General features: G+C 48.0%; 25 protein-coding genes. 23 read left to right on the top strand and 2 right to left on the bottom strand.

The genetic code is table 11. The annotated features are described in order from the left end of the window. Positions 1 to 39 precede the first annotated feature (39 nt). Positions 40 to 1,194: a radical SAM family heme chaperone HemW gene (gene hemW / locus KNO99_RS12770; protein WP_214749261.1), complete on the top strand. Its 1,155-nt coding sequence runs from the start codon at positions 40 to 42 to the stop codon at positions 1,192 to 1,194. A 44-nt stretch (positions 1,195 to 1,238) separates the two neighbouring features. On the opposite strand, the gene KNO99_RS12765 is transcribed toward hemW, so the two are convergent. Further along, positions 1,239 to 1,844: a DUF1054 domain-containing protein gene (locus KNO99_RS12765; protein ID WP_214749258.1), complete on the bottom strand. Its 606-nt coding sequence runs from the start codon at positions 1,842 to 1,844 to the stop codon at positions 1,239 to 1,241. A gap of 192 nt (positions 1,845 to 2,036) precedes the next feature. Here KNO99_RS12765 and hrcA point away from each other — a divergent pair, with 192 nt between their 5' ends. From hrcA to KNO99_RS12735, 6 genes are all read left to right on the top strand, one after another. Continuing rightward, on the top strand, positions 2,037 to 3,059 hold the full coding sequence (gene hrcA, locus KNO99_RS12760) for a heat-inducible transcriptional repressor HrcA (RefSeq protein WP_074033386.1): 1,023 nt from the start codon (positions 2,037 to 2,039) through the stop codon (positions 3,057 to 3,059). 17 nt (positions 3,060 to 3,076) lie between these two features. Beyond that, entirely contained in the window at positions 3,077 to 3,664 is a 588-nt protein-coding gene (gene grpE, locus KNO99_RS12755; protein ID WP_214749255.1) for a nucleotide exchange factor GrpE, read from the top strand. Between the two features lie 29 nt (positions 3,665 to 3,693). Further along, on the top strand, positions 3,694 to 5,520 hold the full coding sequence (dnaK, locus tag KNO99_RS12750; RefSeq protein WP_214693135.1) for a molecular chaperone DnaK: 1,827 nt from the start codon (positions 3,694 to 3,696) through the stop codon (positions 5,518 to 5,520). Between the two features lie 110 nt (positions 5,521 to 5,630). After that, complete coding sequence (gene dnaJ, locus KNO99_RS12745; RefSeq protein WP_214693130.1) at positions 5,631 to 6,737, top strand: molecular chaperone DnaJ; 1,107 nt, start codon at positions 5,631 to 5,633, stop codon at positions 6,735 to 6,737. A gap of 18 nt (positions 6,738 to 6,755) precedes the next feature. After that, complete coding sequence (prmA, locus tag KNO99_RS12740; protein ID WP_214749252.1) at positions 6,756 to 7,694, top strand: 50S ribosomal protein L11 methyltransferase; 939 nt, start codon at positions 6,756 to 6,758, stop codon at positions 7,692 to 7,694. A gap of 3 nt (positions 7,695 to 7,697) precedes the next feature. After that, positions 7,698 to 8,450 (top strand): 16S rRNA (uracil(1498)-N(3))-methyltransferase, encoded by a 753-nt coding sequence (locus KNO99_RS12735; RefSeq protein WP_214749248.1) that lies wholly within the window; start codon positions 7,698 to 7,700, stop codon positions 8,448 to 8,450. 44 nt (positions 8,451 to 8,494) lie between these two features. Here the strand turns inward: KNO99_RS12735 and KNO99_RS12730 are convergent, their stop codons facing one another. Next, positions 8,495 to 12,148, bottom strand: coding sequence for a S8 family serine peptidase (locus tag KNO99_RS12730; protein WP_214749245.1), 3,654 nt, complete (start codon positions 12,146 to 12,148; stop codon positions 8,495 to 8,497). A 309-nt stretch (positions 12,149 to 12,457) separates the two neighbouring features. Here KNO99_RS12730 and KNO99_RS12725 point away from each other — a divergent pair, with 309 nt between their 5' ends. From KNO99_RS12725 to era, 16 genes are all read left to right on the top strand, one after another. Continuing rightward, complete coding sequence (locus KNO99_RS12725) at positions 12,458 to 13,081, top strand: class I SAM-dependent methyltransferase (protein WP_214749242.1); 624 nt, start codon at positions 12,458 to 12,460, stop codon at positions 13,079 to 13,081. A 16-nt stretch (positions 13,082 to 13,097) separates the two neighbouring features. Continuing rightward, positions 13,098 to 13,565 carry an S-ribosylhomocysteine lyase gene (locus KNO99_RS12720; protein ID WP_074033378.1) on the top strand — a complete coding sequence of 156 codons (468 nt, stop codon included), beginning with the start codon at positions 13,098 to 13,100 and terminating at the stop codon, positions 13,563 to 13,565. Between the two features lies 1 nt (position 13,566). After that, positions 13,567 to 14,505: a PLP-dependent cysteine synthase family protein gene (locus tag KNO99_RS12715; RefSeq protein ID WP_214749239.1), complete on the top strand. Its 939-nt coding sequence runs from the start codon at positions 13,567 to 13,569 to the stop codon at positions 14,503 to 14,505. Continuing rightward, positions 14,471 to 15,628 (top strand): bifunctional cystathionine gamma-lyase/homocysteine desulfhydrase, encoded by a 1,158-nt coding sequence (locus KNO99_RS12710; RefSeq protein WP_214749236.1) that lies wholly within the window; start codon positions 14,471 to 14,473, stop codon positions 15,626 to 15,628. The genes KNO99_RS12715 and KNO99_RS12710 overlap by 35 nt, the downstream gene beginning before the upstream one ends. A gap of 108 nt (positions 15,629 to 15,736) precedes the next feature. Further along, positions 15,737 to 16,615: an EamA family transporter RarD gene (gene rarD / locus KNO99_RS12705; protein ID WP_214693116.1), complete on the top strand. Its 879-nt coding sequence runs from the start codon at positions 15,737 to 15,739 to the stop codon at positions 16,613 to 16,615. A 79-nt stretch (positions 16,616 to 16,694) separates the two neighbouring features. Further along, positions 16,695 to 17,360 carry a deoxyribose-phosphate aldolase gene (gene deoC / locus KNO99_RS12700; RefSeq protein WP_214749232.1) on the top strand — a complete coding sequence of 222 codons (666 nt, stop codon included), beginning with the start codon at positions 16,695 to 16,697 and terminating at the stop codon, positions 17,358 to 17,360. Positions 17,361 to 17,434: 74 nt separating this feature from the next. Next, positions 17,435 to 17,629: a 30S ribosomal protein S21 gene (gene rpsU / locus KNO99_RS12695; RefSeq protein WP_029334745.1), complete on the top strand. Its 195-nt coding sequence runs from the start codon at positions 17,435 to 17,437 to the stop codon at positions 17,627 to 17,629. A gap of 34 nt (positions 17,630 to 17,663) precedes the next feature. After that, positions 17,664 to 18,113 (top strand): GatB/YqeY domain-containing protein, encoded by a 450-nt coding sequence (locus tag KNO99_RS12690; protein WP_074033373.1) that lies wholly within the window; start codon positions 17,664 to 17,666, stop codon positions 18,111 to 18,113. 104 nt (positions 18,114 to 18,217) lie between these two features. Further along, positions 18,218 to 18,757, top strand: a complete 540-nt coding sequence (locus KNO99_RS12685; protein ID WP_224861488.1) for an NfeD family protein — start codon at positions 18,218 to 18,220, stop codon at positions 18,755 to 18,757. Further along, the gene (gene floA, locus KNO99_RS12680; RefSeq protein ID WP_074033371.1) at positions 18,754 to 19,740 is read left to right on the top strand and encodes a flotillin-like protein FloA; all 987 of its coding nucleotides are present in this window, start codon (positions 18,754 to 18,756) and stop codon (positions 19,738 to 19,740) included. Before KNO99_RS12685 ends, floA begins: the two co-directional genes overlap by 4 nt. 5 nt (positions 19,741 to 19,745) lie before the next feature. Further along, positions 19,746 to 20,168 (top strand): hypothetical protein, encoded by a 423-nt coding sequence (locus tag KNO99_RS12675; protein ID WP_214749229.1) that lies wholly within the window; start codon positions 19,746 to 19,748, stop codon positions 20,166 to 20,168. Between the two features lie 134 nt (positions 20,169 to 20,302). After that, positions 20,303 to 21,259: a PhoH family protein gene (locus KNO99_RS12670; RefSeq protein WP_074033920.1), complete on the top strand. Its 957-nt coding sequence runs from the start codon at positions 20,303 to 20,305 to the stop codon at positions 21,257 to 21,259. Positions 21,260 to 21,301: 42 nt separating this feature from the next. Continuing rightward, complete coding sequence (locus tag KNO99_RS12665) at positions 21,302 to 23,389, top strand: HD family phosphohydrolase (RefSeq protein WP_214749226.1); 2,088 nt, start codon at positions 21,302 to 21,304, stop codon at positions 23,387 to 23,389. Beyond that, positions 23,367 to 23,843, top strand: a complete 477-nt coding sequence (gene ybeY, locus KNO99_RS12660; protein ID WP_214693109.1) for an rRNA maturation RNase YbeY — start codon at positions 23,367 to 23,369, stop codon at positions 23,841 to 23,843. The genes KNO99_RS12665 and ybeY overlap by 23 nt, the downstream gene beginning before the upstream one ends. Beyond that, positions 23,840 to 24,187, top strand: coding sequence for a diacylglycerol kinase family protein (locus KNO99_RS12655; RefSeq protein ID WP_214749223.1), 348 nt, complete (start codon positions 23,840 to 23,842; stop codon positions 24,185 to 24,187). Before ybeY ends, KNO99_RS12655 begins: the two co-directional genes overlap by 4 nt. Positions 24,188 to 24,217: 30 nt before the next feature. Continuing rightward, complete coding sequence (era, locus tag KNO99_RS12650) at positions 24,218 to 25,126, top strand: GTPase Era (protein ID WP_214749221.1); 909 nt, start codon at positions 24,218 to 24,220, stop codon at positions 25,124 to 25,126. Positions 25,127 to 25,128: the final 2 nt, after the last annotated feature.

Here is a 25,128-nt window from a genome sequence, read left to right as displayed (position 1 = left end):
AACGTTATAAATGGAATGAGAAGAAAGGGGTGGCCGAAATTGGCTAAAGCCGTATATCTTCACATTCCATTTTGTGAACATATTTGTTATTACTGTGATTTCAACAAGGTGTTTTTAAAAAACCAACCTGTTGATGAATATTTAGATGCATTAGAACGAGAGATGGTATTGACGCTCGAAGCGTTTCCGACAGAACGGATTGAGACCATCTTTATTGGAGGGGGCACACCGACGGCGCTCAATGAAGCGCAGATGGGTCGCCTGATGGACATGGTCCGTCGACACCTCCTCCCGCTCGCTTCAGACGACCTAGAGTATTCTGTCGAAGCGAACCCGAACTTTGTGAGTACGGAAAAACTCGACACGATGAAAGCCGGTGGTGTCAATCGACTCAGCTTCGGTGTCCAAACATTCGACGATGGTGGGCTCGAACGGATCGGAAGAACGCATCGCGCCGACGACGTGTTTGAAACGGTGAATGAAGCGGCGAAACGCTTTGATAATATTTCGATTGACCTCATGTTCGGGTTACCAGAACAGACGCTCGAGCAGATTGACCGAGACTTAGAACTAGCGCTACAGCTTCCGATTCAACACGTCTCATCCTATTCCTTAATTCTTGAGCCGCATACCGTGTTTGCGATTCAAGACCGGAAAGGTAAGCTCCGTCTACCGGGAGAGGATGTCGAGGTCGAGATGTATCTCAAAGTGATGGAGACACTTGAACGACATGGACTGAAGCAATACGAAATCTCGAACTATGGGTTGCCGGGTCGAGAAAGTCGTCACAACCAAGTGTACTGGCGGAACGAAGAGTATTATGGATTCGGGGCAGGTGCGCACAGCTATTTAAATGGCACACGTCGTGCCAATATCGCACCGATTCCTCACTATATTAAAGCGGAAGGCATCCCGGTGAAACGGGTGACTGAGCTCGAAGAAGTAGAAAAAATGGAAGAAGAGCTGTTCCTCGGATTACGCATGCGTTCAGGGGTCTCTCTTCAGACATTTGAACAGAAGTATGGCGTGGCACTCGATCATGTGTTCGGTCACGTCATCGACGATTTGGTGAAGAAGTCGTTGATTGAACGGACAGACTCCCATATCCGATTGACGGCGTCTGGTCTACCACTCGCGAATGAAGCGTTCGCGGCATTTATCGGAGAGGCAAAACTCGAGCATACCGAGTCATGAAAAATGGACAAGTCCCTTATGTGGGATTTGTCCATTTTTTAGCATTATAAGACGAGATCACGATAGAGCGGCGTGAGCCGAGCGAACGTGTCTTCGACCAAAGCGAGAAAAGCGTCTTCGTTTTGAAGAATCGATGCATCGGCAGGCAGTTGTCGTCCGATTAAGAAATCAGCTTTTTTGACAGTGCCGAAGCGCTCGAGCAACGCCTGGATGTTTTCGTTTGATGTCTCTTCAATTAGGAACGCATCTTTTTTCATATGGTCGCCCGCAATATGGAAATCAGTAAACGTTGATTTAAAATCAATTTGTTGCAAATGTTTCGCGATTGCGTCTTTGTTCGGCATCTCATAGATGAATGCGAGCCAAATGAAGACGCGGTCGTCGAAAAGCCCGACTTGTAAGTGTGGATGTTTTTTATACCCGCGCTTATCGTGACAGATGGCCATCCATGTGTCTTTCGGAGGGTTCACCGTGCGACGTGCATGTTTTGCGACATGCAGGTAGAGGGGGATTCCGACATCTGCCTCGAGTTGTGATCCGACCTCGTCATAAATCCGATGGAAGAGCGGTTGAATATCCGAACGGATGCCAGACATGCGTTCGTCGAGTCCGTCCTGTTTGAATACGTTAAATTGTTTTGTTGTAAACATTTCATCACCTCACGTTCTATCATAACGAAACACTGTTTCTTTTTCAGGTTTGCCGTCTGTAAAAAAGGTGAAAAAATCCGAGTGTATGAATTGACAAATAGTGAGAACATGATAATATTTGAAGTGTGATTAGCACTCGTTAAATATGAGTGCTAATAAAGCGAGGTAACTTTTTCAGAGAGGAGTGATGTTGTGCTGACAGATCGCCAATTGCTCATTCTTCGAGCCATCATTGACGATTATATTCAGACGGCTCAACCGGTCGGTTCGCGTACGTTATCGAAACGAGACGATTTGACGTTTAGTTCGGCAACGATTCGGAACGATATGGCCGATTTGGAAGACATGGGGTTGATTGAAAAACCACATACTTCCGCGGGTCGAATCCCGTCAGAGGTCGGATACCGATATTACGTGGACCACCTCGTCGAGAAGCAAATCATCGACGAGCGGGAAACGGGTCGCTTAGAAGAGCGTTTAAAGCAATCTTCAAAAGAGTCTGAGATCCTGATTCGCCAAGCTGCAGATCTCCTTTCTGATTTGACCAATTATACGACGGTCGCCCTCGGTCCCAATAGCCAATCCGAAAGATTGGCACGTGTGGACTTTATGCCATTAGATGAGCGACGGGGTGTCGTTCTCATCGTCACGGATCAAGGTCATGTCGAGCATCGTACGGTCATGTTCGAATCTCGTGTAGCTCCTGAAGTCATCGAGGAGACGATTCGACTGTTAAACGATCGTCTCGTCGGAACAGCGATCGGACAACTTAAAGTCCGAATCGGAGAAGAGGTTGCAAAATTGCAACTCGCGCAGCGACAGCAATATGAAAATATGATGCAACTGATTCAATCGACGGTTGGAATTCAAACGCCGTCTTCGCTTTATCTCGGAGGCAAGAAGAATATCTTCAACCAACCTGAGTTTCAAACGTTAGACACGCTCAGACCGTTCCTAGAATGGATTGATGAGCAAGAACGATTGACGCACTGGCTCGAATCGTTGCCAAATCGCGAGATTTATGTGAGCATTGGGAGCGAGAACGGAATTGTCGCCCTTCAAAATTGTAGTGTCATCACTTCGGATTATACACTAGATGGAAAAACGTTCGGAACGATTGCCATGATTGGCCCGACTCGAATGAATTACCGTCACGGTGTCCAAATGATGGGACAAATTATCGAAGCGTTGCGACGAACGAAACTAGATGAGTGACGGAAAGGAGTTTTACTATGACAGCAGATCATCAAAACGGGCACGAACAAGAAGACGTGCTTGAAGAAAAATCTGTAGACTCGGCACAGACAGAAGAGAACGAGTCAACTGAATCAAATGAAGATGAGGTTTTAAATGCTGAGATTGTGGAAGAAAGTTCTGAGGGGACGGACTTACAAAAAGAAATCGAAGCGTTGAAAGCGAGCGAACTCCGCATTCGTGCTGACTTTGACAACTTCCGTCGTCGGACGAATGAAGAGAATGCAAAACGCGTCAAGTTTGCTTCACAGTCTGTCATTGAAAAATTGATTCCGCTCATTGATAACTTTGAGCGTGCACTTCAAGTGCAAGCAACTTCAGAGGATGCCAAGCAAATTCAATCAGGCGTCGACATGATTCATCGTCAACTTCTTGACGTATTGAATGCTGAGCAAGTCGAAGTGATTGAAGCAGTCGGACAGCCGTTCGACCCGAATTTCCATCAAGCAGTCATGCAAGAGCCGAGCGACGAGTTCGAGTCGGGCGTCGTGACGATGGAGCTTCAAAAAGGATATACGATGCATGGTCGAGTCATTCGCCCAAGCATGGTAAAAGTTGCAGAATAATACTACTTAACGAGACGGAGGAATAAACGATGGGTAAAATTATCGGTATTGACTTAGGGACTACAAACTCATGTGTGGCAGTAATGGAAGGTGGCGAAGCAGTCGTCATCTCAAACGCAGAAGGTAACCGTACGACTCCTTCGGTTGTTGCATTCAAAGGAGAAGAGCGTCAAGTAGGTGAGGTCGCAAAACGTCAGGCCATCACGAACCCGAACACGATCCAATCAATCAAACGTCACATGGGTACGTCGCATACAGTTGACGTAGATGGCAAGAAATTCACACCACAAGAAATCTCGGCAATCATTTTGCAGAAGTTGAAGAAAGATGCTGAAGACTACCTCGGTGAAACAGTCACGGAAGCAGTCATCACAGTTCCTGCATACTTCAACGACGCTGAGCGTCAAGCGACAAAAGATGCTGGTAAAATCGCTGGTCTTGATGTCAAACGAATCATCAACGAGCCAACAGCTGCGGCACTCGCTTACGGATTAGATAAAGGTGAAGACCACACGATTTTGATCTATGACCTCGGTGGTGGTACGTTCGACGTTTCAATCCTTGAGCTTGGTGATGGCGTATTCGAAGTTGTCGCTACAGCTGGTGACAACCGTCTCGGTGGAGATGACTTTGACCAAAAAGTCATCGACTACCTCGTTGCAGAATTCAAAAAAGAGAACGGCATCGACCTCGGGAAAGACAAGATGGCACTTCAACGTTTGAAAGATGCAGCTGAAAAAGCGAAGAAAGACCTTTCAGGCGTCACAAGCGCACACATCAGCCTTCCGTTCATCACAGCAGGTGAAGCAGGTCCACTCCACTTGGAGATGACACTTACGCGTGCGAAGTTTGAAGAATTGACGGCTGACCTTGTCGAACGCACAATGGAACCAACTCGTCGTGCCTTGAAAGATGCAGGACTTACACCATCTGACCTCGATAAGATCATTCTCGTCGGTGGTTCGACACGTATCCCTGCCGTCCAAAAAGCAATCCACGACTTCACGAAGAAAGAGCCATTCAAAGGGGTAAACCCGGATGAAGTTGTTGCACTCGGTGCGGCAATCCAAGGTGGAGTTCTCGCTGGAGACGTAAAAGACGTCGTCCTTCTCGACGTTACTCCACTCTCACTCGGTATCGAGACAATGGGTGGCGTGATGACGAAATTGATCGATCGCAACACGACAATTCCGACATCGAAATCACAAGTGTTCTCAACTGCTGCAGATAACCAGCCTGCTGTTGACATCCACGTCCTCCAAGGGGAACGCCCGATGGCACCAGACAACAAGACACTTGGTCGCTTCCAATTGACTGACATTCCGCCAGCACCACGTGGAGTGCCACAAATCGAAGTTAAATTCGATATCGATGCAAACGGAATTGTTCACGTATCAGCGAAAGATCTCGGTACGAACAAAGAACAATCGATCACAATCCAATCTTCTTCAGGTATCGATGAGGCAGAAATCGAGCGTATGGTGAAAGAAGCTGAAGCGAACGCAGACGCAGATAACAAACGTAAAGAAGAAGCGGAACTTCGCAACGAAACAGACCAACTCGTCTTCGCGACAGACAAGGCAATCAAAGACCTTGGTGAGCAAGTGGAAGAGGCGGACAAAGAAAAAGCAGAAGCTGCGAAAGAAAAAGCGAAAACTGCTCTCGAAGGTTCAGACCTTGAGGCGATCCGTACAGCCAAAGACGAATTGTCAGCTGTCGTTCAAGAGTTGACGCAAAAAGTATATGCTAAAATGGCTGAACAGCAAGGTGCTGAAGGCGCAGAACCACAAACAGAAGCGAAACAGGACGATGATGTCGTGGACGCAGAGTTTGAGGATCTCGACGACCGTAAATAAACAGCCGTTGTAAAGGAGAGCGCCAAAGCAGGTTTCTGCTTTGGCTCTTTCCATGTTAAGGTAGAATCGGTAAAATCGATACGTAGATTGTAAGGATAGGAGCGAGAATAGTGGCGAAACGAGATTATTATGAAGTGCTTGGGCTCGACAAGTCGGCCTCGGCACAAGAAATCAAGCGGGCATACCGAAAGTTGGCCCGTCAATATCACCCGGACATCAACCAAGAAGCAGATGCGGCGGATAAGTTTAAAGAAATTGGTGAAGCCTATGAAGTGCTTTCTGACGAACAAAAACGTGCCCAGTATGACCGATTCGGTTTTGAAGGGGCGAACCAGTTCGGAGGCGGCGGTGACTTCCAAGGTGGATTCGGTGATATCTTTGACATGTTCTTCGGTGGCGGCGGACGTCGTCAAGACCCGAACGCACCGCGTCGTGGAGAAGATTATCAATATGTTGTTGACCTCGATTTCATGGAGAGTGTGACAGGCAAGACGGAAACAATCGAGCTCGAAATCGAAGTCGAATGTGACACGTGTATGGGGAACGGTGCGAAACCTGGAACGAAACCAGAAACGTGTAACCAATGTGGCGGCAGTGGCGTCGAGACGGTTGAGCAAAACACAATTCTCGGTCGTATGGTCAACCAACGTCCTTGTAGCAAGTGTCACGGTAGTGGTAAGACGATTAAAGAAAAATGTCCAACTTGTCACGGCTCAGGTCATGTGAAGAAGAAACAGACTGTCGAAGTGAAAATCCCAGCCGGTATCGATAACGGGCAACAGATCCGTCTATCTGGAAAAGGCGGTCCTGGCGTGAACGGAGGACCAGCCGGAGACTTATACGTCGTCGTCCGCGTGAAAGCTCATGAGATCTTTGAACGTGTCGACCAACACATTGCGATGGAAATGCCGGTCACGTTCGCTCAAGCGGCACTCGGTGCAGAAATCGAAGTTCCGACGGTTCACGGGAACGTGAGTTTGAAAGTGCCAGCCGGAACACAAACTGGCTCGAAGTTCCGTTTACGCGGAAAAGGGATGCCAAGTGTTCGTGGTGGCGCAAATGGCGACCAGTACGTGAGCGTCATTGTCATGACACCGAAAAATATGACAGACCGCCAAAAAGAATTGCTTCGTGAATTCGAAGAAATCAGTGGCGAATCGGGTGTCGAAGAGGAACACGGCATGTTCCAAAAAATGAAAAAGTTCTTTAGTCACTAAAAGGAGTGTGTACAAACGATGAAATGGTCTGAAATTTGTGTCCACACGACACAGCTTGCGGTGGAAGCCGTATCGAACTTATTACACGAAGTGGGGGCACAAGGTGTCGTCATCGAGGACGTCGAAGACTTCGACCGAATGATGGCGGAAGACCATTTCGGAGAGATTTGGGACGTTTCGGATCGTGAAACGTATCCAACTTCTGGAGTACACGTCAAAGCGTACGTGCCGGCTTCAGGTGATTTCCAAGATGTGCTCGCAAACTTGAAAAAAGAAATCGAGCGACTCCGGAACATGCTTGATATCGGATCAGGTGAGGTCACGGTCGCAGAGATTGATGAGGAAGATTGGGCGCATTCTTGGAAGCAGTATTACAAGCCGGTCAAAATCTCACAACAGCTGACGATTGTCCCTTTGTGGGAAGAGTACACACCACAACCGGAAGAGAATGTCATCTTGCTTGACCCGGGCATGGCGTTCGGTACAGGGACACACCCGACGACGATGCTCTGTATTCAAGCGATTGAGAACTACATCCGGGAAGGTGACCGCGTCATTGATGTCGGTACAGGATCAGGCGTATTATCGATCGCCGCTGCGAAACTTGGAGCGACGAGCGTAAAAGCGCTAGACTTGGATTCGGTTGCCGTTGAATCGGCTCGTCAAAACGTGGAGACGAACGGTGTCGAATCGCTCGTTCAAGTGGATACGGGAGATTTATTAAAAGGTGTGGACGGAGAATATGACTTGGTCGTGGCAAACATTCTTGCCGATGTCATTCTTCTCTTCATCGAAGATGCTTATGCTCGTACGAAGATGGGCGGTCGCTTCATCACGTCTGGTATCATCGGAGAAAAACGGGCTGAAGTCACGAGCGCTCTGATGGCTGCAGGTTTCGAGATTGAAGAGACACGCGTGATGGAAGACTGGGTCGCGATCATCGCCAAGAAGGGATAAGCTATGCAACGTTATTTTCTGACACCAGAAGCTTTCACAGGCGATGTTGTGACACTTCCTTCAGATGTCGCTCATCATATCGGAACGGTCCTGCGACAAGGGGCGGGTTACGAAATGGTTCTTCTCGACGGGACAGGCAATGAGTACGCATGTGTCGTGACGTCGCTTGAGAAGAAGAGTGGAGTGGCTAAAGTATTGTCGACTCGTCAATCAGATACCGAACTGCCGATTGACGTGACGCTCGCTTATGCATTACCGAAAGGTGACAAAGTCGAACTTGTCGCACAAAAAGCGACCGAGCTCGGCGTTCATCATCTTCTATTGTTCGAATCTTCCCGATCAGTCGCCAAATGGGACTCGAAAAAAGTGCCGAAAAAAGTAGAACGTATTCAAAAAATTATGCAAGAGGCGGCTGAGCAATCGTATAGGGCCGTCGTCCCGTCATGTACGTTCCTCACTTCGAAGCAACTGTCACAGCAATTCGAACAATACGACGAAGTCATCATCGCATATGAAGAATCGGCGAAAGAAGGCGAGCAGTCGGCACTTGCCAACACATTGAATCGTCTTCAATCAAAACAACGTCTCCTCGTCATCACGGGACCGGAAGGCGGATTTGACACAGCGGAAGTCACGCAATGGATAGAGGCGGGGGCGATCGCTTGCGCGTTCGGACCTCGTATCCTTCGTTCGGAGACGGCTCCTCTTTATGCACTGTCTGCCATCTCGTACGCGCTTGAATTGGCGAAAGGATAAGAAAACGGCTGACCCACGTGGGCAGCCGTTTTTTCGTGAATCTATTATTTTTTATTGATCGTGATGACTTTCTTCGTCACGTTGCCACCGAGGTCAGTCACTTCAAATGTGAAAGTGTTTTGTCCCTTTGTTACAGGGAGTGAGACGGTTTCGGTACGTGAGAATGCGCGCATCGCATAAGGTTCTTTCAACGTATGACTCCATTTCAAATCACCGTTGACACGGAGTTTGATGTCGTCGAAGTTATCCGTCACTTGAACTTTCACGTTCACAGAGTTTTGTTTCGCCGAAACGTTTTTCGGCACGTTGCTGATTGAGAGCGTCGCCTCCGTAGAATCGACAAAGATTGGACGGACAAAGTTCGTCACGTTACCAGACGTGTCTTCCGCGATGAAACGAATCTTGTGGAATCCATCTTCATACGAACGTGTCGTATTGAACGTGTATTGTTTTGCAGCTGCGTCATACGTGAGTGGTACGTCCACATCGTCGACAGTGAACGATACAACGTCAGAGGCATCTTTGATTTGACCGATGATCGGTACAATCGATGAACCGTAAGGAGACAGGGCGAGTGGTGCATCGACAAAGACTCCTGGTTTATCTGCATCATTTTCTGTAGATACGTCGCGTGTGATCACGTTACCTGCATTGTCTGAAACGCGAACCGATAGTTGGTCTGTTGATTCAAATGGCGCATCGAGTGTGAAGTTTGCTGTATCTTTTGCTTCTTTCGCAACAACTTTCCCATTAAGAAGGAATTCGATACCGTTGATGCCTGCAAAGTCGTCGGATGCTTTGACACTAGCCACACCTTCGTTCCAACGAATCGTGAAACGAGGATCCGTGTAATCCACTTTCACTGGAATCCGTAACGTCTGGGCTTGTTTTTTCATGTAGTCGATGCTCGCTTCAATTTCGTAGTAGTACGTTCCTTTCGGCGCCATCTCTCCGTTCAGTTTTCCGTCCCAAGCGTTATCTGACGTGTAGTAGTATGGGTCACCGCTTCCACCATCAAAGTAGTTCTTTCTCAATTCTTCTTCGATTTTAAGGGTACGAAGGACGTTTCCTTTTTCATCGACGATCCGATACTTGACGTCTTTCGCATTTCGTAAGAGCGAGTAGACCGGGGTAGCCGTGTCTTTTGAACCGTCCCCGTCAGGCGAAATCGCTACCGCTTCTTCATCTACAGACTCATCAAGTTTCTCTCCTAAATAGTTCCCGGCCGCATCGACCAATCCAGAGATTCCATAGAATGAACCATCTTCATAAATCGTTTCGTCAAAGATTGGTGCTTTGCCCCAATCGCCTTCGAATCCGACGAACGGGACAACGAGTGACGGGTTGCCGTCTGTCCCACGTGGGTCAGTCAAGCGTAGGAATCCATCGACGAAATAACCATTCTCAAAGACTGATTTTGCAGATACCGTTCCTTCTAACGTCTCAGGATTAAGTACTTGTGCCTTCGAGACATCAATCGATACGGTGATTTCTTTCTTTTGTTTTGCCTTCAACGTGACTTTACTTGTGTTTTTGCCATTGATCTTAATGATTGCTTGTTGAAGCGCCTGAGCTTCCATCGCATTCTGAATGACGCCATCCTTGTTAGTAACGGCAAGGTCTGTCTGGAGGGAAGCGGCCACATCGTATGTAAGTGATTCGTCAGACATGTTTTCAACGACAATCGTGAACTTCGCCTTACTCTTCGACAATTCTTTTAAAGCGACTTTCGCTTCTTTCGTCTTCTTCTCATACGCGACTGCCGGAGATGTGACGGCCGCATGGAGTTGCATGAGACCAGCTCCCGCCCGACGTGGTGAATATGGAAGGGACTGCTTCAATTCTTGGTTATACGGTCCGATGTCTGTGACGGGCTTCGACGTATTGAGTAGCAAGTTCTTTGCCATCGTCACACGAGCCGCTCCGCTCAAGTTGAAATCACGATCGACGCGTTCAAGAACAAGAGCTGCACCGCCGGCAACGTGAGGTGCGGCCATCGATGTTCCGCTCATCAAACCGTATTGGTTGTCGTTGAACGTTGAGAAGATTTGACCGCCTGGGGCTGAAAGTTCCGGCTTGAAGTCAAGGTTCGGTGTGACACCCCAAGATGTGAAATCAGACATCGCGCCTGCCGAACGGTTGTTGACGCTGATTCGGTCACCGGCAAACGTGAGTTGGAGCGGTCCTTCCGCTAATTTCTCTTTTAACTCGTTCCCGTCTTGGATGCTGAGTGATGCCATCGGGATGAGCGGTTGATCGAGAGCCATCGACACGTAGTCTCCGTGTGAGACGGCGCCTCGTACGATGACACCGGCTGCCCCTTGTGCCTCAGCCGTTTTTTGAATTTTCGAGTAGAAGTATCCTCCGTCGCGAACAGCGAGGACGAGCTTTCCTTTCACGTCTTTCCCGGCATAGTTTTCTGGTTGTCCATCTCCGACATACACGATGTCATATGTACCTTCCGAGAAAGCAGGTCCATCTTGTTTCTTCCATCCGATTTTTTCATCACCGACGCGGAAAGCATCCAGTTGAATTTGATCGTTCTCGAGTGAAGCGACCGATGTCGATGCTTGGCTGACACTAGGCGCCCCAACGACACCCGTATCTGGGTTTGAAGCCGTTGGTAAGTCGAATCCATGTCCGAAGTATGCTGAGTTCCCAGCAGAGATGGACATGAAGACACCGTTGTCTACAGCGCGTTGAACGGCTTGTTGCTCAGGTGAGTCGGCATCGACAAAACCTGCTGTTGAACCAAGACTCATGTTGATGACGTCAGCTCCTAGCTTGATCGCATCGTCAATCGCTTTAATATAAATATCTCCGTATGTAGATGCGTAGTTCGGGTCGTTACTGAATACTTTAAGACCAAGGATTTGAGCTTCAGGTGCGACTCCTTTAATTCCACCGTTTTCGAGATCACCGTTTGCAGCGACCGTCCCTGAGACGTGCTGACCGTGCATGGAAGCCCCCGGTGAATCATCTTTAATATCATCGTTTTCGTCGTAGTAATTATAGGCATATGGGACTTTCTCATTCACATATTCACCAGGTAGACCGAACGAAGTGATCGCCTGATCGACTTCTGATTTCGTCAATTCTGCCGTTTTCGAATCCGTGATTCGGTAATCTCGGTGGTCGGCATCAATTCCCGAGTCGATGACAGCGACGACGGTGCCTTCTCCCGCAAATCCATAATCGCCCCATGTTTGTTCGGCTTGAACCATTCCGTTGCTTGTAACCATATCTGGTTTCACTTCAGGACGTTCATATTCATTCACGACATGGACAGTCGCTACTTCAGGTAAAGCTTCAACTTTAGCGATTTCACTTGTTGAGAGGAAAGTGGAGAAGCCGTTAAAAACGGTCGTGAACTCTTCGATGGGTGTAGCAGTCACACCTTGCTTTTTCAAAGCGGATTTTGCGCGTTTCTGTTCAGACTGAACAGATTGTTGCGCCTTGTTTTGTTCTGATTTCGTCAACTCATTAAATTTTTTCCCTTTTTGCGCTGCTTCTGCGATTGCAGGTGCACCGACGAGTTCGACGACGACCCGGACTTTTTTCTGTTTCTTTTCGAGCTCGATTTTTGGTTTGATGGAAGCTTCTGCTGAAACAGCTGACGTACCCGCTTGAATCAACACAGGTGTTAAAGCAATACATGTAGCAAGTGAAGCGTTTAAGTAGACTTTTCTTCTTGACAATGTGTTTACCCCCTAATATTTGTTATTACCTGTAAAAAACAAAGATTTCCTCTTGCATTGTGAACTATCATATCGTTGTTCAGACAAAAAATAGTGGACTTTTTTGTAAAGTAGGGGAGTGTTTTTGCACAAATTTAAATGTTCAGACAATTACTAAAGGCCTGAATCATAAGACCTATATCAAATTTTGGTGATCGTCAGAATCACGCGAATGACTTGAAATGTTCAAACAAACCTGTTAATGTAACGTTAATGTTAAATACCAATAAAACATATCAATTTAGTCAGAATTAAGGATGGGGTGGCACTATGAATTTACCATTCATGGATATCTTCAAGGATTGGGCGAAAGATTACGATACGGCAGTCGGGGGGCATGACGAGCAATATCATGAAGTATTTGTCGGATATGATCAAATGCTCGATGATGTTGCGTTACACGTTGAAGGAACAGTCTTGGAATTTGGTGTCGGCACAGGCAACTTGAGTGCCCGAATTTTAAAGGGACATCCTTTAATTGCAATCGAACCTTCTCCAGAAATGAGACAGATTGCAATTGAGAAGTTGGGCATATCGGTGGAACACGGAGATTTTATCCGTTATCCAACGTTCTCGCATGTCGATACGATCGTTTCCTCTTATGCTTTCCATCACTTGACGGATTCTGAAAAAGAAACAGCGATTGGTCAATATGTTCGCGATTGGGGACATCCGAAATTCGTATTGCTTGATACGATGTTCGAATCCCCGCACGCACGCCAAGAAATTATTGACTGGGCTACGGCAAAAGGCTATTCAGACTTGGTCGAGGATTTAAATCGTGAATATTATCCATATACGACAACCATTCGTACGATGCTAGAGGCGAATGGATACAACGTGACAATGACACAGAAAAATAAATTTGTTTGGCTTGTCGTCGCTACAAAATAATTAGGAGGAATTACTCATGAAAACATATAACGTTGAAAGCTTTAACTTAGATCATACGAAAGTTCAGGCTCCATTTGTCCGTCTCGCCGGTGTGAAAGAAGGAACGGCTGATACGATTTACAAGTATGATATTCGCTTCATCCAACCGAACGAAGGCCTCATGCCGATGCGTGCTGTCCACTCTCTCGAGCATTTAATCGCCGAAAACAGCCGTAATCATTCAGAAGACATCGTGGACATTTCGCCGATGGGATGCCAAACAGGTTTCTATTGGACGATGTTGAATGATGGGGACTATGAGCGCATGCTCGACCTCGTAGAAGCGACATTGCGCGATGCGATGAACGCGGAAGAATTGCCAGCGCAAAACCCGGTACAGTGCGGAAATGCGAACCATCATGATTTTGAGGGAGCTAAAAAATTAGCAGCTGACATGCTTGCGAAACGTGACGAGTGGCATATCGTCTTCAAGGACGAAGCGTAAGATGATTGTCCGTGACGTCTATGAACTCATCGGGGATACACCGCTCATCGAGCTCCGTTCATTACCTGTTCCAGCTACGGTAAAAGTGTACGGGAAGATGGAGATGATGAATCCGGGAGGTAGTGTCAAAGACCGACTCGGCATGAATTTGATTGAGCGGGCGATGAAACGTGGAGACGTGGCACCAGGTGGTACGGTGATTGAGCCGACAGCCGGAAATACGGGAATTGGACTCGCACTCGCTTGCCAGCGGTACGACATTCGTCTGATTACCGTCACCCCTGAAAAGTTTAGTCAAGAGAAGCAAGCATTGATGCGTCTTCTTGGAGCGACTGTCGTCAACACACCGACCGAGCTCGGAATGAAAGGTGCGATCAGTCACGCGCTTGAGTTGGCTGAAGAACATGATGCATACGTACCGGAACAGTTTTCAAACCCGGACAACCCGGACGCCTATGTCGACATCCTTTCGCAAGAGTTGTTGAAGGACATGCCACAAATCGATGTATTTGTAGCGGGAGCGGGTTCAGGAGGTACGTTCACCGGTGTCGCCAAAACGTTAAAACCACAGGGGACGAAAACTGTTGTCGTGGAGCCGGTCGGTTCGATTTTGAACGGCGGTGAGCCAGGTCCACATAAAACAGAAGGAATTGGCGTCGAAAAATGGCCGCCATTTTTGGAAAAGTCTTATGTCGATGCGATTCATACCATCACAGATGAGGAAGCCTTCTATTACGTGGCGCATCTTGCGAAACAGGAAGGATTGCTCATCGGAAGTTCTTCTGGTGCTGCCATCGCAGCATGTGTAAAGGAAGCAAATCAAATGTCAGAAGGCACGATTGTGACGATCTTGCCAGACAGTGCAGAACGATATTTAAGTCAAGGAATTGTCAAGGAGGCAGAACATGCGTACAAAGACAGCACTCATTCACGGCGGTAAAACGACCGACCCATTAACAGGGGCGGTCACACCACCGATTTATCAAACGAGCACATATAAGCAAGACGGAATCGGTAACTTACGGGAAGGATATGAGTATTCTCGATCTGCGAACCCGACACGTACCGCACTCGAGACACTCATAGCGGATATCGAAGGTGGTGTGCAAGGTTTTGCATTCGGTTCTGGGATGGCTGCCATCTCGACCGTACTCATGTTGTTGAAATCTGGAGACCACGTCATTGTCGGGTCTGATGTATATGGAGGAACGTATCGTGTATTCAATCGAGTATTTCAGTCACGAGGCTTGGAGGCAACTTTTGTCGATACATCCGATGAAACGGCGGTTCGTGATGCGCTACAAGCGAACACGAAAATGATTTATGTGGAGACACCGACTAATCCACTCTTGAACGTGACGGATATCCGAGCGATGCGCACAATTGCGGATGAGGCAGATGTCTTGCTCGTCGTAGACAACACGTTCATGACACCTTACTTCCAAAATCCGATCGACCTTGGTGCCGACTATGTCTTACACAGCGCCACAAAATATTTAGGCGGTCATAGTGACGTCGTGGCAGGTTTAGTCGTCGCACGTACGGAAGAACAAGGAGAAGCGTTGGCATTCCTCCAAAATTCAGTCGGTGCAGTCCTCGGACCTCAAGACAGCTTCCTCGTCGTCCGTGGGATTAAGACGCTTGCCGTTCGAATGGAAGAGATTGAATCGAACGCACGGGCGTTGGTTGAATTCTTACAATCGAATGAGAACGTGTCACGTGTCCTTCACCCGAGTGTCTCTAGTGAAGAAGCGAAACGCGTGCACTTATCGCAAGCGCGTGGGTTCGGTGGCATGATTGCGTTTGACGTCGGTTCGGCCGAAGCGGCTGAAATGATGGTCGCGAAGACGAAGTATTTCACGCTCGCAGAGAGTCTCGGTGCAGTTGAAAGCTTGATCAGTGTCCCGGCTCGTATGACGCATGCGTCGATTCCAGCTGAGCGACGTGCAGAACTCGGGATCACGGACGGACTTGTTCGAATCTCAGTTGGATTAGAAGATATCGATGATTTAGTTGAAGATTTAGCACAAGCTCTATCCGCCATCGAACAGGTAAAGCAATAAACAGTAAGGGACGCGATTTCGCGTCCTTTTTTCATGAAACAAAAGCCTTGTATCGGAAGTCATTCATCGACTAAACTATTTTTATCTTGAAAGAGAGCGGGTGAACGTGTGAACAAGGGAGTATGGACGACAATCGGGGCCTACGTGATGTGGGGCGTCCTCCCAATCTATTGGAAGTTTTTGCAAGAAGTTCCGAGCGGGCAAATTTTGGCACATCGTATCGTTTGGTCCTTTTTATTTATTTTACTTGTCTTAAGATGGACGAATCAGTGGAAAGAGTTCGGTTACGCTCTTCGCCACCCTGCCACACGAAACGCGTTCATGTTGAACGGATTCATCGTCAGTGCAAACTGGTTCGTGTACATATGGGCTGTCAATCACGGTTATATCATCGAGGCATCCCTCGGCTATTACATTAATCCGCTTGTCAGTATGGTGTTAGGGGTGCTCGTCTTTCGGGAATCATTAAACCGAGTCCAATGGATGGCAGTCGGGATCGCGTCAATCGGCGTCCTCGTATTGACGCTTGGATATGGCTCGTTTCCGTGGATTTCGTTCGTATTAGCGAGTACGTTTGGTTTTTATGGAATGGTGAAGAAACGGCGACCTCTCGCTTCAACAGTCAGTCTTGGGATTGAGACGTTAGCAGTCGTTCCTGTCGCGCTCATCTTTCTCAGCAATCAGGTCGTCACGGACCAGATTGCCTTCGACATGTCACCGATGATTTGGGTCGCATTGCTAGGAACAGGTGTGGTGACGGCGCTTCCGCTTCTTTTGTTTGGTTACGGGGCACAACATATCCCATTCACACTCGTCGGATTCCTTCAATTTATCGCACCGACACTCAGTCTGATTATCGGAGTCGTCATGTATCATGAACCGTTCACGGCGTATCATGTCTTCGCATTTACTTGCATTTGGCTGGCCATCTTCTTTTTCAGTTGGAACAGTTGGGTCGTCGCTCGTAAACGTCGTCAACTCATTTGAATTTGGAAGCTGTTACATCTCGAAAAAACGTGGTAATATGTTAGATGTCAGACTTATTTGTCAGAGGAGGAAATGAATAATGGAATTAGCCCGTTATATCGACCACACAGCTTTAAAAGCTGAAACAACAAAAGATCAAGTTACAAAACTTTGTGCAGAGGCGCTCGAATATAAGTTCGCAAGTGTCTGTGTCAACCCGACATGGGTCAAATATGCTGCGGAGCAACTTAAGTCGGATGACGACGTCAAAGTATGTACAGTCATCGGATTCCCACTCGGAGCGAACACGCCTGAAGTGAAAGCGTTCGAAACAAAAGACGCGATCGCAAACGGTGCGGATGAAGTCGATATGGTGATCAATATCGCAGCACTCAAAGACGGCGACTACGACCTCGTAGAGCGTGACATTCGTGCGGTTGTCGAAGCGGCAAACGGTACACTCGTCAAAGTCATCTTTGAAACGTGCATGCTTACAAAAGAAGAAATCAAGAAAGCTGCTGAACTTTCAGTGAAAGCTGGAGCAGATTTCGTCAAAACATCAACTGGTTTTTCTACTGGTGGCGCAACGGTCGAAGACATTCGTCTCATGCGTGAAACAGTTGGACCAGACCTCGGCGTAAAAGCTTCAGGCGGTGTTCGTGACTTCGAAGGAGCGAAAGCGATGATCGATGCTGGTGCGACACGCATCGGTGCTTCAGCTGGTATCGCAATCGTCACAGGCGGACGTTCAGACAGCGACTATTAATAAGTGGTTGACCACACGACTTAATTTCACTATAATATGATATGACGTGTGAAACACGTTTCCTTAGTCGTGTAATTCGGAGGGAGGGAAAACTAGTGGAAACTCGTGTCCGTAAAAACGAATCGCTTGAAGACGCTCTTCGTCGTTTCAAACGCGGTGTTTCGAAAGATGGCACACTTGCCGAAGTTCGTAAACGTCGTCACTACGAAAAGCCAAGCGTAAAACGTAAATTGAAATCAGAAGCTGCGCGTAAGCGTAAGAAATTCTGATTCCAGTTTCATTGTGTAGAGAGGGTGTTGGCTCATGAGTCTTCAAGAACGCTTGACGGACGACATGAAGCAAGCCATGCGCGCTAAACAAAAAGATCGTCTCACGACGATCCGGATGGTAAAAGCGTCGCTCCAAAATGAGGCTATCAAACTAGGTCGTCAAGATCTTACCGAGGAAGAGGAACTCACGGTGCTCAACCGAGAGATGAAACAGCGCAGAGACTCCCTCCGAGAATTCGAAAGCGCTGGTCGTGAAGACCTTGCTTCCAAAGTAGCAGAAGAGATTGTCGTCCTAGAAGCCTATATGCCTGAACAACTTTCAGAAGATGAAGTGACTGCGATCGTCCAAGCAGCAATTGCTCAAACGAACGCATCCGCTCCATCTGATATGGGTAAGGTGATGGGCGTCGTCATGCCGCAAGTCAAAGGCAAGGCAGACGGTGGTCTTGTGAACCGAATCGTCAAACAACAATTGACGAATTGATGAGAAAGCAGAACTTTTCGGGAAACCGAAAGTTTCTGCTTTTTTTGCGTATTCTGAAACCACATTCATTCTTGTTTCGTATACACTAGAGATAGGAGATAGCTTTGAATTTGGAAGGGGGTAGCAAGACGATGACATTTGGTCTCGGAGTGATTCTGACAGTCTTTTTTGTCGGAGTCGTCCTTCTTGGAATTGAAGTGTTCGTTGCAGGGTTTGGATTGTTCGGTTTGCTTGGGATCGGAGCGGTCGTTGCCAGTTTGATCATGGCGGGTGCGACGATCGGTCAGCTATGGCTCTCCATCGGTTTGGCGGCAGCGGTGCTCACTGGACTTGGGTTCTGGGCATACCGCCGATTAAGTACGAATCGTCCGCTCATTTATAAAGGGTTGATCTTAACGGATTCGACATCGACCGAAAAAGGTTACTTGTCCCATGATGACCGTAAACAACTTCTCGGGAAAGTCGGTGTGACGTTAACACCACTTCGCCCGGCCGGTACTGCCGAAATCGACGGAGAACGTATTGACGTCGTGACAGAGGGTGGCTATCTCGATCAGCAGACAAAAATTCAGGTATATAAAGTGGATTCAGGGCGGATTGTCGTTCGGACCTTTATAGAACCGAAGGAGGATGTAACAGAATGACACCAGAACTATTGACGACGTTACTCATCACAGGTGGAGGATTGATTGCGCTTGCTGTCTTCTTCACGTTTGTACCAATCGGATTATGGATCAGCTCATTCGCAGCAGGTGTACACGTCTCGATTTTCACATTGGTCGGGATGCGCCTTCGCCGCGTCGTACCATCAAAAATTGTTAACCCATTGATTAAAGCAGTCAAGGCGGGTCTCGGTTTAAACACGAACCAACTCGAAAGTCACTTCTTAGCGGGTGGTAATGTTGACCGTGTCGTAAACGCATTGATTGCGGCACACCGCGCAAACATCGAGTTATCGTTCGAGCGTGCCGCTGCCATTGACTTGGCAGGACGTAACGTACTTGAAGCCGTACAAATGTCGGTTAACCCGAAAGTCATTGAGACACCATTTATCGCCGGTGTGGCAATGGACGGGATTGAAGTGAAGGCGAAAGCGCGTATTACGGTGCGTGCCAATATCGATCGTCTCGTCGGTGGTGCGGGAGAAGAAACGATTATCGCCCGTGTCGGGGAAGGTGTCGTATCGACAATCGGATCGCAAAACAATCATAAGCACGTACTTGAGAACCCAGATATGATTTCACGTACCGTACTCACAAAAGGTTTGGATTCAGGTACGGCGTTTGAAATTCTCTCGATTGATATTGCAGATATCGATATCGGTAAGAACATCGGGGCAGTCCTTCAGACTGACCAAGCCGAAGCAGATAAAAAGATTGCCCAAGCGAAGGCGGAAGAACGCCGAGCGATGGCGATTGCTCGCGAACAGGAAATGAAGTCTTCTGTAGAGGAAATGCGTGCGAAAGTTGTCGGCGCCGAAGCGGAAGTGCCACTCGCGATGGCCGAGGCGTTGCGTAACGGTAAACTAGGCGTCATGGATTACGTGAATTACTTGAACGTTCAAGCAGATACGGAAATGCGTAAAGCGATCGGGTCACCTATCGATTCTGAATCAGATAGTGAGTGATAAATATGGATGGACTATGGGTACTTTTGTTAGCAGCCTTCGGAATCGCCTCGGCGGTGATGAAGCGGCTTGAAAAGTCATCGTCTTCAGGCGACCGTCCTCAGAGCAGTGAACTGAAACGCTACTTGGATTCGGTCGGAGACGTGATGAAGGAAATTGAATCGGCGTTTGACGACTCCGAATCAGAACAAAAGCCAGCACCACAAAAGGTGAGACGTCGGATAGCGCGTACCGAAGAGCGACCAGCGCCTCGGGAACGTCAAGTCGAGATGCCGAAAGTGAGTGCGCAGTTTGAACAAGCGGTGAAAATCCCTCCAATTCAGGAGGAAATCAAACCGAGACAACTGAAAGTTTCGAAAAAACAAATGCGGGAAGCTGTCATTTGGAGCGAGGTGTTACAACCTCCGGTCTCGAAACGAAAGAAGTAAGGCAAAGGCAGTAACCTCGCGTTACTGCCTTTTGCATGGGGAAAATACACGGTCTTTCTTTCACGATAGGCGTGATAGTGCTAAAGTAAAAGAGGAATAACCGATATTTAGAGGGGGCAACGTATCCATTGATTATGACTGATAAAATACCTTTCGTCATGGAACATGCGAATGAAGCACAAGCTTTACTCGGACCGAAAGATGAAGTGTTCCAAGCGATTGAGACAGAATTGAAAGTGGCACTCATTCCAAGAGGCGAGGAATTGATTATCCAAGCCGATACTGGAGAAGCGCTAGAATTGACAAAGCAAGTCATCCTCACGTTACAGACGTTAGTGAAAAAAGGTGCGCGTCTTAACGAGAGCGACGCCATCAGTGTCATTCAACATATCCAAGTCGGAAAGGGTGACGAACTGCTCGAACATTATGAGCGTGTCGTCTTCACGACAAACAAGGGAAAACCGATTCGTGCTAAAACAGTTGGGCAGAGTCGCTATGTTCGCGCAATCGAACGACGAGACCTTGTCTTTGGAATCGGACCGGCTGGAACGGGTAAAACGTATTTAGCAGTCGTGCTAGCGGCGCGAGCACTAAAAGAAGGTCAGGTGAAACGGATTATCTTGACGCGACCTGCCGTTGAAGCAGGGGAGAATCTTGGGTTTTTACCAGGTGATTTGAAAGAAAAGGTAGATCCTTATCTTCGACCGTTATATGATGCCTTGTTCGACGTCTACGGCGTGGAACAGACGAATCGCTTATTAGAACGAGGGACAATCGAAGTGGCTCCACTCGCCTATATGCGTGGACGTACGTTAGAAGATGCGTTTGTCATATTAGATGAGGCACAAAACACGACGAAAGAACAAATGAAGATGTTTTTGACGCGACTCGGTTTCGGATCGAAGATGGTGGTCACAGGGGATTTGACACAAGTCGATTTACCGAAAGGCAAGGCGTCAGGTTTACAAGAGGCGTTACGCTTATTAGAGGGCGTGGATGGGATTCACTTTGAACACTTCAGCGCGTCTGACGTCGTCCGCCATCCACTCGTTAAGAAAATTATCAACGCCTATAGTACAGACCTCACATAAGGACAATAGTGAGGCCAACGATCGTGAAAGGGGGGCACACGAATGCAGCAAGCCAAACATTGGACAGTCGCGACGATTTCGCTGATTTTCTTTCTCTTACTAGGTGCCATTCTATACTTCACCGTGCGCCCATCCATTATCAGTGTGGAACCGTTAGGGATTGCCGAGCAGGACATCCGGTCTCCGATTACGGTCGAGGACCGAGTAGCGACTGAACGGTTGAAACAAGAAGTAACGAACGGCGTCGGCAGTCAGTTTTCGCTTCGTCGGGAATTTGCCGATCAACAGATTGCTAAAGTCGAGCAATTGTTCGCGGCGTTCGACCAAACTGATGAAGAGACGGAACTGGCAGATATTAAGAGCCGTCTGAACTCGACGGAAGCGAGCGGGGTACTCGCAGACGAAGAGCTGAACTCACTCCTCGAGGCGACGGAAGATACGCGCCAAACCGTTGAAGACGTGACGGTGACGGCTTTGCAACAAGTGATGGATGATCGGATTGAGACGAGTAATGAAGCGGTCGCAGCGGCCAGAGACCGCGCGGCTGCAATCGTCGATCAATCACCACTCTCGTTTGAATTCCGTGCGATTGCAAAAACATTAAGCGATGAACTCATCGTTCCGAACTATGTGTTTGACTCTGAAGCAACTCGTCAAAAAGAACAAGAAGCCGTAGATGCAGTCGATCCTGTCATCATCCAAGAAGGGCAACTTCTTGTCAGTCAAGGGGAAGTCGTCACGCGTGAGATTTATCGGAAGCTAGAACTCACTGGAGCGATCGATCCGAACCGGTCACTCGCTCCACTGTTCGGATCATTCTTATTGAGCGGATTATTGACGGGCGGTTTCTTATTCATGCTTATCCGCTCGAAAATCAAAGATTTATTACTAAGCCCTAAAATATTAGTGACCGTCTATGGGTTGCTTCTGTTACAACTCGGTATCTTCTTTGGCGTCGGATACATCGGCGTCGACTACACGACGTATGCTTATCTTTTGGCACCGACCGCCTTCGTCGTATTATTACTACGTATCTTGATTGACGAGCGTGTCGCCCTCGCATCGGCGTTCATTACCATGATTGCGGGAAGTATCGTCGTCACATTCGGACAAAGCACAAACTTCATGACGTTGGTATATGTCGCGACCGGAAGTTTCTTAGCCGTCTTTTTAGTCGAGCCAAAAATTCAGCGGAAGCGCTTGTTCTTGTCGGGCGTCTTACTCGGCATCGTGAATATCATCATGGTCATTGCGTTGCTCTTATTACGAAACGTTCAAGTGACTTGGGAAATGGCGATGTACCTTTCTGGGTTTGCTGTCATCAGCGCCTTGCTATCCATCGTGTTGACATTTGGATTCTTGCCTTTCCTAGAACCTTGGTTTGGCGTCCTGTCGTCTGGTCGACTCGTCGAATTGATGAGTCCGACACATCCATTGCTCCGAAAGCTCTTAATGGAAGCGCCAGGCACGTATCATCATAGTATGATGGTGGCAAACTTGGCGGAATCGGCATGTGAAGCCATTGGGGCGGACGGATTGCTCGCGAGGGTGGCGAGTTATTACCACGACCTCGGGAAAACGGAACGTCCTCTTCACTTTATTGAAAATCAGCAAGGTGGAGGGAATCCACACGATCGTCTGACACCAGAAGAGTCCGCTGACATCATCATGGCTCACCCTTATGATGGGGCCGATTTGTTGCGACGCTATAAACTACCAAAGGAAATCATCGATATTGCTGAGCAACATCATGGAACATCTTTATTGAAATACTTCTTTGTCAAAGCGAAAGACGATCATGAGAAAGACGTGGTGGAGTCTCGATATCGTTATCCTGGTCCGAAGCCTCAAACACGTGAAGCGGCGGTCGTCATGATTGTCGACTCAATCGAAGCGGCCGTTCGTTCGCAAAAACAACCGACACCGGAGAAAATCCGGATGCTCGTTCGTGCCATCATCCGTGATAAGCTGGCAGACGGACAGTTTGAAGACTGCGACTTGACCACAAAAGAAATTTGGCGCGTCGGTGAGAGCGCATGCGAGACGTTGACAGGCTTGTTCCACGAACGAATTGAATATCCAGAACTAAAGAAAGAGGGAGAACTACATGCAAATCATCTCGAACGATGAACATGAATTGTTGACGGCTTCTCAAATCGAGCTTGTCGAGTCGATTCTACAACATGCCGCACAGTTAGAAGAGGTCGAAGAGCCGAGTGAATTGTCGGTCACGTATTTAACGAATGAAGAAATCCATGAGGTGAATCGGGAATGGAGAGGCAAAGATGCCCCGACCGATGTAATCAGCTTTGCCTTTGATGAGATGGGCGAAGACGAGATGGACTTCACACTCGATGAGGACGAACCGCATCTCCTCGGGGACTTGGTTATCTCGGTGGAACGATGCCGAGAGCAAGCGGCGGACTACGGTCATTCCTTTGAGCGAGAACTTGGTTTCTTGGCCATCCATGGATTCCTTCATCTGTTGGGATATGACCATATGACGCCAGAGGAAGAGGCTGAAATGACCGCAAGACAAGAGGAAGTTCTCACTCATTTCGAGTTGAAGCGAGGCAACGTGTGAGACCGTTTCGTGTGGCATGTGAGGGAATCCTCCATGCCATTCGGACAGAACGGAATATGCGTGTCCATCTCATCTCCGCCTTACTCGTATTTGCTGTCGCGATTTGGCTACAAACGACAAGGATGGAAAATCTCGTCCTCCTTGCTTGGGTGACGTTAGTCCTGAGTTTAGAGCTCATGAACACAGCAATTGAGCGGGCGGTCGACCTTGTCACAAAAGATGTCCACCCGCTCGCGAAACAGGCGAAAGATGTGGCCGCGGGTGCCGTCCTCGTCGCTTCAATCGGAGCGGCTGTGACAGCACTCATTATATTCGGTCCAAGGCTATGGAACGTGCTATACTAAGAGTTCTGAAATTGAGAAAGCAGGTGCATTATGTATCAAGAAGATTTTAAATCTGGTTTCGTGTCGATCATTGGTCGACCGAACGTCGGAAAATCAACATTCCTCAACCGCGTGATCGGTCAAAAGATTGCCATCATGTCGGATAAACCACAAACGACACGAAATAAAGTACAAGGTGTGTATACGACGGATGATTCCCAAATCATTTTCATCGATACACCGGGAATCCATAAACCGAAACACCGCCTCGGCGACTTCATGATGAAAGTGGCGACGAACGCCCTTCGCGAAGTCGATGCAATTCTTTTCATGGTGAACGTGACGGAACCTCGTGGTGCCGGAGATGACTTCATCATTGAAAAATTGAAAGGACTCGACACACCTATCATTTTGGTGATGAATAAAATTGACTTGATTCACCCGGATGAACTGCCGAAAGTGATTGAGCAATATACAAATGAATTGGACTTCGCAGCGTACGTCCCAATCTCGGCATTACAAGGTAATAACGTCGAACCACTCCTAGGAGAAATTAAGAAACTGTTACCTGAAGGACCGATGTACTACCCGGCCGATCAAGTGACGGACCACCCGGAGCGATTTATCATCTCAGAGATGATTCGCGAAAAAGTGTTGCATAAGACGCGAGACGAAGTTCCGCATTCGATCGCTGTGGCAATCGAATCAATCAAGAAACGTGATAACTCGGAAATGATCGATGTCGAGGCTGTCATCATGGTGGAACGTGATTCACAAAAAGGAATCATCATCGGGAAAAAAGGGGCGATGCTCCGTGAAATCGGGACAGATGCCCGTCAAGACATCGAGGCGCTTCTCGGCACGAAAGTGTACTTGAACCTTTGGGTCAAAGTCCAGAAAGACTGGCGTAACAAGATGGGGCAGCTTCGTGACCTCGGTTTCCGCGACGACGAGTATTAAGC

Origin of the sequence: Exiguobacterium sp. s189 (assembly GCF_018617615.1) — a bacterium.
GTDB lineage: Bacteria > Bacillota > Bacilli > Exiguobacteriales > Exiguobacteriaceae > Exiguobacterium > Exiguobacterium aestuarii_A.
This window is presented reverse-complemented; position numbering and strand designations above follow the sequence as displayed.